This is a genomic window from Terrabacter sp. 2RAF25, assembly GCF_052115265.1.
In the GTDB taxonomy this organism is placed as follows: Bacteria; Actinomycetota; Actinomycetes; order Actinomycetales; family Dermatophilaceae; genus Terrabacter.
The window spans coordinates 119,469-133,193 of sequence record NZ_JBFRGJ010000004.1 but is presented as its reverse complement, the minus strand read 5'-3'; the positions used below and the strand labels follow the sequence as shown (position 1 = coordinate 133,193).

Sequence of the window (13,725 nt, the reverse complement as noted above, 5' to 3'; positions counted from 1 at the left end):
GACAGGTTCAGCACGCAAGATCGCCAGAGCTTTCCGCTCCCTGGGATTGCGACGGCACTAGGGTCGGGGTGTGCGCGTCGACATCCTCAGCAAGGAGTACCCGCCCGCCATCTACGGAGGCGCCGGTGTCCACGTGGCCGAGCTCGTCCGGGCCCTGCGCGCCCGCGGCGACATCGACGTGCAGGTGCGCTGCTTCGGCGCGCAGCGCGACGAGGCGGGCACGACGGCATACGCCGACCTGTCCGAGCTGGCCGGCAGCAACGCAGCCATGCAGACCCTCGGGGTCGACGTCGCGATGGCCGGCGACTGCGTCGGCGCCGACCTCGTCCACTCCCACACGTGGTACGCCAACATGGCCGGTCACCTCGCCTCCCTGCTCGGAGGTATGCCGCACGTCGTGACCGCGCACTCGCTCGAGCCGATGCGGCCCTGGAAGGCCGAACAGCTCGGTGGTGGCTACCGCGTGTCGTCGTGGGCCGAGCGCACGGCCTACGAGTCCGCTGGTGGTGTCGTCGCGGTGAGTGCGGGCATGCGCGACGACATACTGAGGAGCTACCCGTCGCTCGACCCGTCACGAGTCCACGTGGTGCACAACGGGATCGACGCGCAGCTGTGGCAGGCCGACCGGTCGCCCGCGGCCACCGAGGTCGTGCGCAAGCACGGTGTCGACCCCGACAGGCGTTCCGTCGTCTTCGTCGGGCGCATCACCCGCCAGAAGGGCCTGCCCTACCTGCTGCGGGCCTGTGCCCAGCTGCCGCCCGACGTCCAGCTCGTGCTCTGCGCGGGCGCTCCTGACACCCCGGAGATCCTGGCCGAGGTCGAGGGGCTGATGAACGAGCTGCGGGCACAGCGCGAGGGCGTCGTCTGGATCCCCGACATGCTGCCGCGCAACGAGGTCGTCGCCCTGCTCAGCCACGGCACGGTCTTCGCCTGCCCGTCGGTCTACGAACCGCTCGGCATCGTCAACCTCGAGGCGATGGCGTGCGAGCTGGCCGTGGTCGCGACCGCGACCGGTGGCATCCCCGAGGTCGTCGTCGACGGCGAGACCGGCTGGCTCGTGCCGATCGAGCAGGTGGCGGACGGCACGGGCATCCCGGTCGACCCCGACCGGTTCGTCGCCGACCTCGCCGCGACGCTCACCGACGCCGTCTCCGACGTCGAGCGGGCTCGTCGCTTCGGGGAGGCCGGACGCGCCCGGGCCGTCGAGTCGTTCTCGTGGCACTCGATCGGTGACCGCACGCTCGAGGTCTACCGGGCAGTCCTCGGCGGCTGATGCCGACAGGCTTCACCCCGCGCACCGAGTGGCCCGACGCGCCGCGACCACTGGTCCGTGCCGTCGAGCGGGCCCTGGCCACGACGGTCGTCGGCATCGAGGCCGTCCACGGCGGCATGTCGCCCGGGCCCGCGGCCGTCCTCAGCCTGGACGACGGCCGACAGGTGTTCGCCAAAGCCGTTGCGGCGCAACAGAGTGCGAAGGCACACGCCTTGTATGCGCGCGAGGCCGAGGTGCTGCCCCGCCTCCCGGCGGACGTTCCGCACGCCCGCCTCGTCACCCACGTGGTCCGCGACGACTGGATCGTGATCGTGACCGATGCCGCATCGGGAGCAGCGGTGGGTCCGCCGTGGCGATCGCAGCACGTCGCCGCGACCACCGATGCGGTCGCCGTCCTCTCCGCGCACACCGATGTCGACGGCCTCGCCCCGGCAGTCGATCGGCTGCCGACACTGGACGGCTGGGAGCTGCTCGCCGAGCGACCCGACGCCGGTAACGTGCTCGATGGCTGGGAGCGCGATCGCATCCACACCCTCGTGGCCATGAGCCGCGGCTGGCGCACCTGGACGGCGGGCTCCCACGCGGTGCACCTGGACGTGCGCTGCGACAACGTCGTCGAGCACGACGACGGCGTGTGGCTGGTCGACTGGGCACATGCGGCATCTGGAGCGAAATGGCTGGACGCAGCGTGCCTCGCCGCCGACGTGGTGGCCTGTGGTCACGTCGGGGGAGAGGCTGTCGCCCTCCGTGCCGCCACGGGCATTCTTGCCGGACTCCCTTTCGAGGCAAAGAGGTTCGTCGTCGCGATGACCGGGATGTTTCGCCACAACTCGCTGCGCGAGCCGGTGTCTACGGCACCGACGTTGCGCGCCTGGCAGGCCGACCGAGCCCGTTCGCTGCGACCTCTGGTGGAGACCCTCGTCACCCGATGAGTCGTCCCGTCAGGGAGTGTGCCGTTCCCGTGACCTCCGCGGGACCCCCCAGGATCCTCTCGAGCAGGTCCGCAGGCTTCGGGTAGTCGGCCCCGAGCGCCGAGAGGTACGCGTCGTGCGCCGACAGCGAGGCGACCGCTGCGTCGAAATGCCCTGAGACATCGACGAAGTGAGTCGGTTCGGGGTCCATCCCGATGAAGACCTGCGACACCTGCCACGGCTCGTGGCCCTCGTCGACGAGGTCGGGGAAGATCCAGCGGTTGCCCGCGTCGGCCTTGGCGTCGATGACGGCGAGCCCGACGGCACGATGGTCGGCCTGGTTGACGAAACCACCCGGAAAGCGGTCAGCGTACGTCGAGGTGACCACGAGGTCCGGACGCCGAATGCGCATCTCGCGCGCGATGGCGCGGCGCAGGGGCAGGCCGTACTCGACGACTCCGTCGGCGAAGTCGTCGAGGAACTCCACCACGTCGACACCGACCCGCGCCGCGCCGTCGCGCTCCTCTGCCTCACGCAGCGGACCGGCCTCCGCCGGTGCCATGGTGCCGATGCCGGCCTCGCCCCGGGTGACGAGCAGGTAGGTCACCGTCTTGCCGGCCCGCACCCACTTGTCGACCGCAGCTGCCGTTCCGTACTCGAGGTCGTCGGGGTGCGCGACCACGCACAGCACCGTGTCGAAGGTCGCCTCGTCGAGGGTTGTCAGCCGGGGACGCTCTGTCTGCTCGGTCACGCCACCCAATCTAGGGTTTCTTGGCCTGCGCCCGGTCGGATGTGACGATGGAGCATGCTGACCATCGACCTCGCCCGCCGGCTCACCGAGGCCGGACTCGTCTGGGAGCCCCGCTCCGGCGACCGCTTCGTCGTGTCGGTCAAAGGCATGGAGGAGGACGTCTTCGTCATCAGTGAGATCACCGTCGACGTCCACCACTTCACGACGGGTGACGTCATCGGCTTCAACGGCACCACCGAGTGGGCCCTCGACAGCGTCGAGCGGGACAAGGTCATCTGGCTGCCCCGCGAGGACCAGCTGCGTGACCTCCTCGGCGACGCGTTCGTGTCGCTCGAACGACTCGAGGGTGGGTATGCCGTCACGATCCGTGGGGAGGGCGACGACCCCGAGCGTCACGTCGACATCGACGCCGAGCGCGCCTACGCGCGAGCCGTGGCGGCCCGACTCGGCTCCGCGGCACCCGGCGAGGAACGCTCCGCCTAGAGCGGCCGCGCTGCCCGCGTCTGTCCCTGGCGCGCCGGAACTCTGGCTAGGCGGGTCGCCAGCCGGCGATCGACATGACAGCGACGTTGGTCGCGTCGGCCAGCGCGTTGTCTGCGTCGGCGGCGAGGTTGCGCAGCAGGATTCCACGGTCGGCGGCGGTGCCGGCGTCGAGGCCGCTCGATCCGAGCGAGGTGAGACCGGCGGTCCGGTGCGCCAGCCGGGACAGGTTCGCGGCGAGGGCCATGATGCGCAGCGCCCTTCCCGACGTCGCCGGTGGGATCCCCCACAGGGCGGTGTCGAGCTCGGCCAGCGCCTCGGCGCGGGCCTCGTCTCCCCACGGGTGGCCACCGACCTCCTCGAAGCGTGCAGTGTGTTCGCGCAGCTGCCTCATCAGGTCGCGCTCGATCTCGCGCAGGTCGAGCATCTCCATGCGGTGGCGCGGCACCGGATCTGCTTCGTATGCGGTCCAGTCGACGCGCACCCCGACGTCGCCCTCTGGGCCGAACTCCGACAGCGCCGGCACCAGGACGCCGCCGATGCCGGCGACGAAGACGCACTCCCCGGCGTCGGCCGCGTGGGCCGTGGCAGCGGTCGAGCCCCGCGGCATACGGCTGAGGTCGCCCGGGCGGGGGAGAGCGACGAAGAGCGCCTGCTCGCCGAGGTCGCGCCACACGTCGAGCCGGGCCAGGTCTCCGGCCACGTGGTCGAGGTCGGGAAAGGCCCGCGCCAGTGCCGCCGTCGTCCCGGGCCCGCCGTGCCAGGACGCCGTGACCCACAGGGAGAGGCGGACGGAGGCGGGCAGCTCGGGCACGTCGTCATCGTAGGGGTGCGCTGCGCCGGCGCCCGGTGACGGTGTCATAGGGTCGGTCCCATGAGCGACGTCCTCGCCTTCGCCGGAGTCACCGTTCGCCGCGGTGCGACGACGCTGCTCGACGACGTCACCTGGGAGGTCGAGGAGGGCGAGCGCTGGGTCGTCCTGGGCGCCAACGGTGCCGGCAAGACGACGCTGCTCCAGATCGCTGCTGCCCGCATGCACCCGACGTCCGGTGTCGCCGGCATCCTCGGTGAGGTCCTCGGCGCCGTCGACGTCTTCGAGCTGCGGCCGCGCGTCGGGCTCGCCAGCTCCGCCATGGCCGAGCGCATCCCGCCGTCCGAGCTGGTCGGCAACGTCGTGGTCACCGCGTCCTACGGCATCATCGGGCGCTGGCGCGAGACCTACGACCACATGGACTACGTCCGCGCGATGGAGCTGCTCAAGGCCCTGGGCGCCGACCACCTCGCCGACCGTGCCTTCGGCACCTTGAGCGAGGGTGAGCGCAAGCGGGTGCAGATCGCCCGGGCCCTGATGACCGACCCCGAGCTGATGCTGCTCGACGAGCCGGCTGCCGGGCTCGACCTCGGTGGTCGAGAGGACCTCGTTCGTCGCCTCGGCGACCTCGCCGCCGACACCGAGGCCCCCGCCATGGTGCTCGTCACGCACCACGTCGAGGAGATCCCGCCCTCGTTCACCGATGTCCTCATGATCCGCGACGGCAAGGTGGTCGCCGCCGGCCCCATCCCGGTCACGCTCACCGCCGAGAACCTCAGCGCCACCTTCGGGCTGCCGCTGGTCCTCGAGCAGCACGGCGAGCGGTGGTCGGCGCGGGCCGAGTCCTGATCGCAACCTCAGCCTCTAGCGCAACTCATAGGTCCGCGAAGGGAACTGAGGCAGAATCGGAGACGTCACAGGTGTGACGCACGAGACGTCGGTTTCTTCACGGTGCCGGCTCGACGATACGGGGTGGACGGTGTTCGAGGGCTACGTGTGGCTGGTGTGGTTGGGGGTGGCGCTCGTCCTCGTCGCCATCGAGGCCGTGACCGTCGACTTCACCTTCCTGATGCTCGCCGGCGGCGCGGTCGGCGGCTCCCTCGCTGCAGCCTTCGGTGCACCACCCGTCGTGCAGGCGGTGGTCGCGGCGCTCGTCGCGGTCGCCCTGCTCGCCATCGTGCGTCCCTGGCTGATGAAACGCTTCCAGGCCAACACCCCGCAACAGCTGATGGGTGCGGCTGCCAACGTGGGCCGCTCAGCGGTCGCCATCGACCGCGTCAGCCCCGCCGGCGGCACGGTCAAGCTCGCCGGCGAGACCTGGTCGGCTCGCACCCTCGGCGACAGCATCGAGCCGGGTGAGGAGGTGGTCGTCGACTCGATCGACGGCGCCACTGCCGTCGTCAGCCGCGCTCGCCTCGTCGGCGAGTGAGACCGACGAACCGTCCGGACCGCCCGGTCCGGGCGCAGAGAAGACGCGTCCTCGGGGGCGCACAGAACAGGGAGTAGTCCGTGGACCCGGTACTCATCATCCCGATCCTCATCGTGATCGTGGCCATCGTCGTGGTGCTGCGCACGGTGCGCATCGTGCCGCAGCAGACGGCGCAGATCGTCGAGCGGCTCGGCAGCTACAACAAGACCCTCACGGCCGGCATCCACTTCCTGGTGCCGTTCGTCGACAAGGTCAGGGCCAACATCGACCTCCGTGAGCAGGTCGTCTCGTTCCCGCCCCAGCCCGTCATCACCTCCGACAACCTCGTCGTGAGCATCGACACCGTCATCTACTACTCCGTCATCGACGCGAAGGCGGCCGTCTACGAGATCGCCAACTTCATCCAGGGCATCGAGCAGCTGACGGTCACCACGCTCCGCAACGTCATCGGTTCGCTCGACCTCGAGCAGACCCTGACGAGCCGCGACCAGATCAACGGCCAGCTCCGTGGTGTCCTCGACGAGGCCACCGGCAAGTGGGGCATCCGCGTCAACCGCGTCGAGCTCAAGGCCATCGACCCGCCCCACTCGGTGCAGGACTCGATGGAGAAGCAGATGCGCGCCGAGCGTGACCGTCGTGCCGCGATCCTCACCGCCGAGGGCGTCAAGCAGTCGGCGATCCTGACCGCCGAGGGTGAGAAGCAGAGCCAGATCCTGCGAGCCGAGGGTTCCGCCCAGGCACGCATCCTCGAGGCCCAGGGTCAGGCCCGCGCCATCCAGCAGGTCTTCTCGGCCATCCACCGCGGCAAGCCGACGCAGAAGCTGCTCGCCTACCAGTACCTCCAGGTGCTCCCGCAGCTCGCGCGCGGCGACTCGAACAAGATGTGGATCATCCCCTCGGAGCTGACCGACGCCCTCAAGGGCATCGGCAACGCCCTCGGCGGCACCGATCCGCGACCCGGTGCCGAGGAGGAGGAGCCGTGGGTGCCGACGACCGACGCCGAGGAGAACGCCTTCGCCGAGACGATCCTCGAGGACTCCGCCAAGGCCCTCGCGGAGGCCCGCGGCCAGGCGGCCGCCGCCAGCGCCGAGTCCACCGAGCGCACCGGGCCCATCTGGCGCGAACGGGCGTCTGTCCACCCTGCCGAGCCTGAGATGCCCCCGCCGCCCGCGGCCGCTCCGCCCACCCCGGCGGCCCTGCCTCCGGCCGGCCCTCCGGCCGACATCGTTGCCCCTGAGGACCTGCCCGGATCCGCCCCCGAAGCGCCGGACCAGCGCTGACCGCACCCCGTCCCGAGCTCCACGGACCACCCGAACGACACCCGGTCACCCTCTGTAGGGTGGCCGGGTGTCGTTCTGGTCCGCGGTCGCCATCACGCTCGCCGGCACCGGCGCAGGCCTGATCAACACGATCGTCGGCTCGGGGACCCTGATCACCTTCCCGACCCTCTTGTTCTTCGGTGTCAACCCGCTCGTCGCCAACGTCTCCAACAACATCGGCATGGTGGCCGGCGGCGTCACCGGCTCCTGGGGCTACCGGCACGAGCTCGGCGGACAGGCCCCCGCGTTGCGCCGGCTCATGCCGTTGTCGTTCGTCGGTTCCGTGGTCGGCGCCGGTCTGCTGCTCGTGCTGCCCGCGACGGCCTTCCGCGCGATCGTGCCCGGGCTCATCCTCATCGCGCTCGTGCTCGTGCTGGCCGGCCCGCGCATCCAGGCACGGGCCCACCCGGAGGGTGGCGGCACCCCGACGCCCGCCTGGCACGCCCCGGCGATGGGCGTCGGCGTCTTCGTCGCGGGCGTCTACGGCGGCTACTTCGGTGCGGCGCAGGGCGTCCTGCTGATGGGCCTGTTCAGCGCTCTCAGCCTGGAGCCGTTGCAGCGGCTCAACGGCTACAAGAACGTGCTGGCCCTCGTCGTGAACTTCGTGGCGGCCGCGGTCTTCGTCGTCTTCGCCCGCGACCACATCGACTGGCTCGTCGTCCTGCTCATCGCCGTGGGCGCCTTCACCGGCGGCATCATCGGTGCGCGCGTCGGGCGGCGGATCCCGCCCAACGCGCTCCGTGCCCTCATCATCGCGATCGGCCTCGTCGCCGTGGTCAAGCTCGTCTGGTTCCCCTGACCAGCGTCGGGTGGGCGAGCGGCCGGTGCGGGCACCGGCGGCCGGCGGCACTAGCCTGACGGGCGTGCCGATCGAGATCACCGACCCTGCCGACCCTCGGCTCGCCGACTACGTCGCACTGACCGACGTCGTGCTGCGCCGGCGCACCGAGCCCGAGCGCGGTCTGTACATCGCCGAGAGCCAGAAGGTGATCCGCAGGGCGCTGCGCGCCGGGCACCGGCCGCGTTCCTACCTCATGGCCCGGCGCTGGCTCGACGACCTCGCGGACATCGTCGCCGACGCCGAGGCCGAGGAGATCCCGGTCTACTTCGGTGAGCACGACGTAATCGAGCAGCTGACCGGCTTCCACCTCCACCGCGGCGCGCTGGCCGCCATGCAGCGTCCGGTGCTGCCCGACGTCGAGTCCCTCCTGGCCGGCGCGCGGCGCGTCGTCGTGCTCGAGGACGTCGTCGACCACACCAACGTCGGAGCGATCTTCCGCAGCGCCGCCGCCCTCGGCGTCGACGCCGTCCTCATCACGCCCAGCTGCGCCGACCCGCTCTACCGTCGCTCGATCCGGGTGTCGATGGGCACCGTGTTCCAGGTGCCGTGGACGCGCATCGACCCGTGGCCCGGCGGGCTCGATCTCCTTCGAGAGGCCGGCCTCACCATCGTCGCGATGGCCCTGACCGACGACTCCGTGTCGCTCGACGAGCTCGAGGCCGACCCACCCGAGCGCGTCGCCCTGGTGCTCGGCACCGAGGGTGACGGACTCTCGCGTCGCACGGTGGACGGTGCCGACGTGACCGTGCGCATCCCGATGGCCGGCGGTGTCGACTCACTGAACGTGGCAGCCGCCAGCGCCGTCGCGATGTGGGCGCTGAGGGCGCGTTGAGGGCGAGCAGTCTTGTGGCTCAGGCGCGCACGAGCAGCTCGAGCAGTCGCTGCAGCTCGACGTCAGGGTCGTCGCACAGGCCACCGTGGACCGGCCCCGGCTGCACCACGGTCGACCTCGGCGCGATGATCCACCCGAAGCGCTGGCCCTGCTTCTCGAGCGTCGGCAGGCCGCGGCCGGTCTCGCCGCGGCAGACGGCGCGAACGCGGTCGAGCATCGAGCGGACCCCGTCGAGGTCGCACGTCGGGCACAGGGCTGCGGCCCGGGCGTCGTCGAGCTCCCAGGCCGCGTCGAGGAAGGCAACGTCCTGGGAGTAGAGCACGACCCCGACGTTGATGAACTCCTCGCGGTCGACGCGGGGGACCAGGCGGAGCACGACGTACTGGTACGCGTTCACGCAGCGACTCCCGACGGCACCCACGACAGTGGCCCGTCGAGGCGCGCGCGCAGCATCTCCGCGTATGCCGCCCGAACCGCGGGCGCGTCCGCCAGGTAGGGCGTCGGCTCGAGCCACTCCGCCGGCACCTCGGCGACGACAGCCTCGACCGAGGCCTGGTCGAGCCGCGCTGCCAGCTCGTCGTGGCGGCGCCCGACCTCGCCGGCGACGTCGCGCAGGACGTGCCGGCTCGCGTCGAACGGCTGGGCCGCGAAGCGTTCGGGTGAGGGCGGCTTGCTCGGCCACGAGTGGTGGAAGTAGAGAGCAGCCCCGTGGTCGATCGCCCAGGTGCGTCCGTGCCAGACCAGGAGGTTGGGGTTGGCCCACGTGCGGTCGACGTTGGCCGTCAGGGCGTCGAGCCAGATGATCCGCTCGGCGAGGTCGGCATCCGGTGGGCGCGACCCGTCGTAGCCGAGCGAGCCCGGCAGGAAGTCGACACCGAGGTTCGTGCCGACGGATGCCGTGAGCAGGTCCTGGACCTCCTCGTCGGCCTCGTACCGCGCGATCCTCGGGTCGAGCCTGACGACGGCGAGGTCTGGCACCGGCACCTCGAGCAGCCGTGCGATCCCGGCGACGAGCACCTCGGCCACGAGCACCTTGAGGCCCTGGCCGGCGCCACGGAACTTGAGCACGTAGGTTCCGTCGTCGTCGGCCTCGACGATGCCGGGCAGCGACCCGCCCTCCTTGAGCGGCGTCACGTAACGGGTGGCGGTCAGCTCGGGCAGCACCCGGTCAGCCTAGTGGCCGCTCGAGGTCGAGCACCGTGGCCCGGGCCCACAGCCGTCCGAGCAGCATCGCCGCGGCACCGTAGAGGCAGGCGAACGCCACGAGCGGCCACCACGCCAGGCCGGTCGCCGGCAGCACGACCGCCCCGAGGGCGGCCGCTGCCACCATGCCGGCGTTGTAGACGACGTCGTAGGCCGAGAAGGCGCGGCCCAGGAGGTGGTCGTCCACGTGGGCCTGCATGAGGGAGTCGACGGTGATCTTGACGCACTGCGAGGTGAACGCGACGACGAACGCGACGACGACGATGCTCCACGGGCTGAGGAACGGGCCGAGCACCGCGCACACCCCGGCTCCGAGCGCGAGCATGCGGGCGGCATACGGCACGGCCGTGAGGCGGGGGGCCAGCCACGGGGTGACGAAGGCGGCCGAGGCGAAGCCGACGGCCGAGGCCCCGGCGGCGATCCCGAAGCCGAGGGCGCCGCGGCCCTGCTCGAACGGACCGCGGAAGAGCAGCAGGGTCTGGAGCAGGAGGAAGCCGAACGGCAGCCGGGTCAGGAAGACGAGGACGAGCAGCAGGCGCGCCTTGCGCGGCAGCGTTCGCACCGCCTCGGCGAGACCGCTGACGACCGAGCGGGTGATGTGGCCGATCGAGGGCGCCCCGCTCGTGTCGTCGGGGCCGATGAAGGGCAGGCGAGTCGCGGCCCACGCGGCCACTAGCACTCCGACGGCCGCGAGCAGCACGTCGAGGACGTCACTGCCTCCCGCCGCACGGAGCCCCGTGCCGATGCCGCCGCCCAGCAGGTAGGCGAGCGAACCGCACGTCGGCGCAACGGAGTTCGCGCTCACGAGGGACGAGCGAGGCACGACGTGGGGCATCGCTGACCCGAGTCCCGCGAGGATGAACCGGTTGACGGAGAAGACGACGAGGACCAGTGCGAAGAAGGCAGTGCCAGTCTCTGCCCCCGTGACGAGGCCGGTGACCCCGAGGATCGCGGCAGCCCGCACGACCTGGCTGACGACGAGGACCCGACGGCGTGGCCAGCGGTCCAGCAGCACCCCGACGAAGGGGCCCAGTGCGCTGTAGGGCAGCAGCACGAGGGCGAACGCCACGGCGATGCCCTGGGCGTCGGCAGCCTTCTCGGGGTTGAACAGGACGTGGCTCGCGAGCGCCACCTGGAAGATGCCGTCGCTGAACGACGAGGTGACACGGGCGACGAACAGGCGTCTGAATCCACGGCCCCTGAGCAGGGTCCACAGGGCGCGGAGGAAGGTCACGCGGCACAGACTAGGGCCCGGCGGCTCCGCGTCGCCCGAGGGCCGGGGCGCCAGCGCGGCGGACGACGGTCAGGCGCTGCTGTCGAGCACGGCCTGGCCGGCGGGGTGGAGGCCCGACGCATGGCTTGCCCGGGGCACGTCGGGGAGCCGGGCGGCCAGCTCGGCGATGAGGGGGACGGCCTCGGCGATGCGAGCGCGCGTGAGTGGGTCGAGCGAGTCGAGGGCCGAGACCATCGCGTGGGCCCGTTGGTCGCGCCACAGCTCGACCGCAGCCCGCGCGTGGGCGGTCAGGTGCAGGCGCGCGACGCGTCGGTCGCGCTCGTCGCGCGCGCGGACGACGACGTCGAGAGCCACGAGCTGTCCGACGAGTGTGGAGACGGTGTTCGGGGCGAGGCCGAGGGCTGCGGCGGCATCGGCCACGGCCACGCCCGGGTTGCGGCGGATCACGCGGACGAGCTCGAGCTGGGCACCCGAGAGGTCGAGCTCGGGGAGCGGCGGGCCGACGAGTCGGCGCGAGCGCCGGCGCACCAGGCCGAGGACGTCGTAGAGGTCGTCCGCGAGCGTGTGGGTGGGGCTCTCGCTACGCTGCGCTCTGCTCACACCACCAGCCTAGTTCGCCGACGGAGCTCGCTGAGGGAGTGACGACGATTCGGCGTCGACCGGAGCCGACGCGAACGCGTGGCTGGCGGCCACGATCCCTGCGACGACCTCGAGCTCGGCGTCGTCACGGGGGCCGAAGACCATCACGAAGCCAGGCGTGAGCCGTCCGCCTGCCCACGGGTGGGGAGTGCCCCATCCGCGGGCGACCAGGTCTGCCGCCTGGTCGGTCGGGAGGGCCAGGTGCAACGAGCCGTCGTAGGCGGGGTGGAGATGGGCGAACTCCCGCGCCTGGGGAACCAGGAACGCCTCGTCGGGTCCGGCGCCGTTCTCGAGCAGGAACCCGCGGGCCCCCGGAACGGAGATGCGGGACGGCCCCGCGGAGACGCCGACGAGGGCGCTGACCCGTGCGTAGAGCAGCTCTTGCAGCTCGGTGGGCGCGGTGTCCGACTGCTGCTGCTGGGGGATCGACCACGCGACGTCGGGTCTGGCGCCGTCCCGGCGGGGGAGCGTGCCGCCGGCGAGCGTGGGCCACGCGACGTCGGCCGGCACGCCCACGGAGACCGAGCCCTTCTGCAGGACCCGGGAGAGCCGGGCCTGGATCCACTCGGCCAGCTGTCGCAGCGACGCCGGTGTGATGCCGTGACCGCCGGGGTCGCGGTGAGCCCATGTCGGTGCACCCGACTCACCGAGCAGGTAGGACCACGTCCGCTCGAGCAGCTCGCCCGGGATCACGCGATCGGCGTCCCCCTGGGCCACGAACATCGGCAGGTTGGCGAGCCTCGACGGGGTCACCGGGACGCCGGCGTCGAACGGCAGCGTGCCGTAGAGGATGGCGGCGCCGACGTAGCGTGCGGGGTCGGCGAGGACGAGGCCGCCCGCGAAAGCCGCGCCTCCGCTGAAGCCGGCGAGGAGCACGGGGCGCCCGGCGGGCGCGACCTCGTCGAGCCAGGTCCTGAACCAGGACATCGTGTCGGCCAGCGACTCGGCGACCGGCCTGCCGATGCCGCGGTTGGCGAACCAGGCGAACCCGCCGCCCTCGGCGATCGGGGCACGCACCGCGGCGTATGCCGCTCCACGAGGCAGGTGCCCTGCCAGCGAGATGATCTCGCGCTCGTGCGAGCCGCGCCCGTGGAGCAGGACCACCAAGGGGGCGTCGGGGTCGTCGCTCCCGGCGTACGCGACGGCGGGTGGGGCGAACGACGTGGTCATGACGACTCCTGAAAGGTAGTTGCTGGTTCAACTAACGATGACACGGTTTGGTTGTAGCGTCAACTAAAGCGTAGGATGGGGCCATGGAGACGAGATGGCTCGACGACGACGAGCGTGCGGCATGGCTCAGGCTGATGGCAGTGGTGGAGCTGCTGCCCGGAGCGCTCGACACCCAGCTGCGTCGGGACTCCCGGCTCTCGCACTTCGAGTACTTCGTCCTCGCGATGCTCTCCGAGGCGCCTGACCGGACGCTGCGGATGACCCAGCTGGGACGCCTGACGAACGCGACGTTGACGCGCCTGTCACACGTGTCGCGGCGTCTCGAGGAGCGCGGGCTCATCGCTCGGTTCCAGTGCCCGGAGGACGGCCGCGCCACCAACGCCAGCCTCACCCAGAAGGGGTGGGAGACCGTCGTGCAGGCTGCCCCCGGCCACGTGGGCACGGTGCGCGCGACGGTGCTCGACGCCCTGAGCGCGGAGCAGGTCGCCCAGCTGCACGCCATCGCCGACGCGGTGCTGCCCCGGCTCGACCCGGAGCGTCGGCTTGCGGCCCTCTACGACGACGACGTCCAGGCGGACGTCGCCTCCTGACCGCACCCGCGCCCGACCCGGCGCACCCGGCCGACGCAGCACCGCCGCCGCAGCGCCGACGCCGGACACGAGAAAGGCCCCCCGGCTCCTGACCTGCAGGAACCCGAGGGCCTTCGTTGGTGTCGAGGGGGGGACTTGAACCCCCACGCCCGTTAAGGGCACTAGCACCTCAAGCTAGCGCGTCTGCCATTCCGCCACCCCGACAAGGTGTGCAAGGGGCTCGTGGGATTCCCTTGCGGCGA

16 protein-coding genes and 1 tRNA gene are annotated in these 13,725 nt (G+C 71.6%); 9 read left to right on the top strand and 8 right to left on the bottom strand.

What is annotated here, in order from left to right:
- The first annotated feature begins 70 nt into the window (after positions 1–70).
- Complete coding sequence (glgA, locus tag AB4091_RS12490) at positions 71–1,273, top strand: glycogen synthase (protein WP_442292069.1); 1,203 nt, start codon at positions 71–73, stop codon at positions 1,271–1,273.
- Complete coding sequence (locus AB4091_RS12485; protein WP_442292068.1) at positions 1,273–2,205, top strand: hypothetical protein; 933 nt, start codon at positions 1,273–1,275, stop codon at positions 2,203–2,205. The genes glgA and AB4091_RS12485 overlap by 1 nt, the downstream gene beginning before the upstream one ends.
- Here the strand turns inward: AB4091_RS12485 and AB4091_RS12480 are convergent.
- Positions 2,195–2,935 (bottom strand): PIG-L deacetylase family protein, encoded by a 741-nt coding sequence (locus tag AB4091_RS12480; protein ID WP_442292067.1) that lies wholly within the window; start codon positions 2,933–2,935, stop codon positions 2,195–2,197. The two genes, AB4091_RS12485 and AB4091_RS12480, sit on opposite strands and share 11 nt — an antisense overlap.
- Before the next feature lie 54 nt (positions 2,936–2,989).
- On the opposite strand from AB4091_RS12480, the gene AB4091_RS12475 reads away from it, so the two are divergent.
- The gene (locus AB4091_RS12475) at positions 2,990–3,418 is read left to right on the top strand and encodes a pilus assembly protein CpaE (RefSeq protein WP_442292066.1); all 429 of its coding nucleotides are present in this window, start codon (positions 2,990–2,992) and stop codon (positions 3,416–3,418) included.
- A 46-nt stretch (positions 3,419–3,464) separates the two neighbouring features.
- Here AB4091_RS12475 and AB4091_RS12470 read toward each other — a convergent pair whose 3' ends face one another.
- Positions 3,465–4,229, bottom strand: coding sequence for a hypothetical protein (locus AB4091_RS12470; protein ID WP_442292065.1), 765 nt, complete (start codon positions 4,227–4,229; stop codon positions 3,465–3,467).
- Positions 4,230–4,289: 60 nt separating this feature from the next.
- Here AB4091_RS12470 and AB4091_RS12465 point away from each other — a divergent pair, with 60 nt between their 5' ends.
- The 5 genes from AB4091_RS12465 (at position 4,290) to AB4091_RS12445 (ending at position 8,647) form a co-directional block, all read left to right on the top strand.
- Positions 4,290–5,075 (top strand): ABC transporter ATP-binding protein, encoded by a 786-nt coding sequence (locus AB4091_RS12465; RefSeq protein ID WP_442292064.1) that lies wholly within the window; start codon positions 4,290–4,292, stop codon positions 5,073–5,075.
- Between the two features lie 130 nt (positions 5,076–5,205).
- Positions 5,206–5,655 carry an NfeD family protein gene (locus AB4091_RS12460; RefSeq protein WP_442292063.1) on the top strand — a complete coding sequence of 150 codons (450 nt, stop codon included), beginning with the start codon at positions 5,206–5,208 and terminating at the stop codon, positions 5,653–5,655.
- Between the two features lie 80 nt (positions 5,656–5,735).
- Positions 5,736–6,935: an SPFH domain-containing protein gene (locus AB4091_RS12455; RefSeq protein ID WP_442292062.1), complete on the top strand. Its 1,200-nt coding sequence runs from the start codon at positions 5,736–5,738 to the stop codon at positions 6,933–6,935.
- Positions 6,936–7,002: 67 nt separating this feature from the next.
- Positions 7,003–7,773 carry a sulfite exporter TauE/SafE family protein gene (locus AB4091_RS12450; protein ID WP_442292061.1) on the top strand — a complete coding sequence of 257 codons (771 nt, stop codon included), beginning with the start codon at positions 7,003–7,005 and terminating at the stop codon, positions 7,771–7,773.
- Between the two features lie 64 nt (positions 7,774–7,837).
- Positions 7,838–8,647: a TrmH family RNA methyltransferase gene (locus AB4091_RS12445; protein ID WP_442292060.1), complete on the top strand. Its 810-nt coding sequence runs from the start codon at positions 7,838–7,840 to the stop codon at positions 8,645–8,647.
- 19 nt (positions 8,648–8,666) lie between these two features.
- Here the strand turns inward: AB4091_RS12445 and AB4091_RS12440 are convergent, their stop codons facing one another.
- The 5 genes from AB4091_RS12440 to AB4091_RS12420 form a co-directional block, all read right to left on the bottom strand.
- Complete coding sequence (locus tag AB4091_RS12440; RefSeq protein WP_442292059.1) at positions 8,667–9,044, bottom strand: DUF3037 domain-containing protein; 378 nt, start codon at positions 9,042–9,044, stop codon at positions 8,667–8,669.
- A complete protein-coding gene (locus AB4091_RS12435; RefSeq protein ID WP_442292058.1) occupies positions 9,041–9,811 on the bottom strand; it encodes a HipA family kinase in 771 nt (256 codons plus the stop codon). The genes AB4091_RS12440 and AB4091_RS12435 overlap by 4 nt, the downstream gene beginning before the upstream one ends.
- A 4-nt stretch (positions 9,812–9,815) precedes the next feature.
- Positions 9,816–11,084, bottom strand: a complete 1,269-nt coding sequence (locus AB4091_RS12430; RefSeq protein WP_442292057.1) for an MFS transporter — start codon at positions 11,082–11,084, stop codon at positions 9,816–9,818.
- Positions 11,085–11,153: 69 nt separating this feature from the next.
- Entirely contained in the window at positions 11,154–11,684 is a 531-nt protein-coding gene (locus AB4091_RS12425) for a MarR family winged helix-turn-helix transcriptional regulator (RefSeq protein WP_442292056.1), read from the bottom strand.
- A 9-nt stretch (positions 11,685–11,693) separates the two neighbouring features.
- Positions 11,694–12,893 (bottom strand): luciferase domain-containing protein, encoded by a 1,200-nt coding sequence (locus tag AB4091_RS12420; RefSeq protein ID WP_442292055.1) that lies wholly within the window; start codon positions 12,891–12,893, stop codon positions 11,694–11,696.
- Between the two features lie 83 nt (positions 12,894–12,976).
- On the opposite strand from AB4091_RS12420, the gene AB4091_RS12415 reads away from it, so the two are divergent.
- On the top strand, positions 12,977–13,483 hold the full coding sequence (locus AB4091_RS12415) for a MarR family winged helix-turn-helix transcriptional regulator (RefSeq protein WP_442292054.1): 507 nt from the start codon (positions 12,977–12,979) through the stop codon (positions 13,481–13,483).
- A 117-nt stretch (positions 13,484–13,600) separates the two neighbouring features.
- On the opposite strand, the gene AB4091_RS12410 is transcribed toward AB4091_RS12415, so the two are convergent.
- Positions 13,601–13,687, bottom strand: a tRNA-Leu gene (locus AB4091_RS12410).
- Between the last annotated feature and the right edge of the window lie 38 nt (positions 13,688–13,725).

Excerpts from the sequence above, each read along its gene's own strand:
- AB4091_RS12420 (WP_442292055.1), bottom strand. The coding sequence starts at position 12,893 with ATGACCACGTCGTTCGCCCCACCCGCCGTCGCGTACGCCGGGAGCGAC.
- AB4091_RS12465 (WP_442292064.1), top strand. The coding sequence starts at position 4,290 with ATGAGCGACGTCCTCGCCTTCGCCGGAGTCACCGTTCGCCGCGGTGCG.
- AB4091_RS12475 (WP_442292066.1), top strand. The coding sequence starts at position 2,990 with ATGCTGACCATCGACCTCGCCCGCCGGCTCACCGAGGCCGGACTCGTC.
- AB4091_RS12485 (WP_442292068.1), top strand. The coding sequence starts at position 1,273 with ATGCCGACAGGCTTCACCCCGCGCACCGAGTGGCCCGACGCGCCGCGA.
- AB4091_RS12415 (WP_442292054.1), top strand. The coding sequence starts at position 12,977 with ATGGAGACGAGATGGCTCGACGACGACGAGCGTGCGGCATGGCTCAGG.